This is a genomic window from Rhodopseudomonas sp. BR0C11, assembly GCF_010820945.1.
GTDB classification, from domain to species: domain Bacteria; phylum Pseudomonadota; class Alphaproteobacteria; order Rhizobiales; family Xanthobacteraceae; genus Rhodopseudomonas; species Rhodopseudomonas palustris_H.
Genome location: NZ_QTKI01000783.1, coordinates 1 through 739 on the forward strand (window position 1 = coordinate 1; position 739 = coordinate 739).

The window sequence follows — 739 nt, forward strand, 5'->3', positions numbered from 1 at the left end:
TCGCTGATCACCGCGCGGCGTGCCGCAGATCAAGGCCGCGAGGTGTTCGCCGTGCCGGGCTCGCCGCTCGATCCGCGCGCCGCCGGCACCAACGACCTGATCAAGCAAGGCGCAACGCTGATCACCTCGGCCGCCGACATCGTCGCGGCAGTCGCATCAATCCTGGAGCGGCCGCTGGAGACGCCCGGCCGCGAGCCGGAGCACGCTCCGCCCACCGGCGAGCCCGACGCCGGCGACCGCACCCGCATCCTGTCGCTGCTCGGCCCGAGCCCGGTCGGGATCGACGACCTGATCCGATTGAGCGGCATCCCACCGGCGATGGTGCGCACCGTGCTGCTCGAACTCGAACTCGCCGGAAGGCTTGAGCGCCATGGCGGCGGGCTGGTGTCGCTGAGCTGAGGGAAACGCCTTCCAAAAAAGCCAACGGCCCGAAGCGGTGAGCCTCGAGCCATTGTCCAGGAGCGGACGTACATCCGGCCCGCTCCGACGTTCGAATCGTGAACTGGTTCGGTTAATTAGACGTAAACTGCAACCGCCTCGTGACAGTGTCGGCATCGGCCGACGTTGTACTGCCGAACGGCTCCACAGAACCTCATCTTAGATATGAAACCAGACTGAAAACTCCCGCTTGATCAGCAGGATCGGGGAACTTGTTCATTCGGCGCTGGAATTGCGCCGCCGGCGAACGATCTCCCGAGCCTCCATCCGCGCCATGTCGAGCAGGTAACAGAGAGTGTCG

At 65.4% G+C, this 739-nt stretch carries 1 protein-coding gene; it reads left to right on the forward strand.

The genetic code is table 11. The features are described from left to right. Window positions 1–399, forward strand: a 399-nt coding sequence (locus DYI24_RS27355; RefSeq protein ID WP_164574542.1) for a DprA-like winged helix domain-containing protein, incomplete at its 5' end; no start/stop codon positions are given. Between the last annotated feature and the right edge of the window lie 340 nt (window positions 400–739).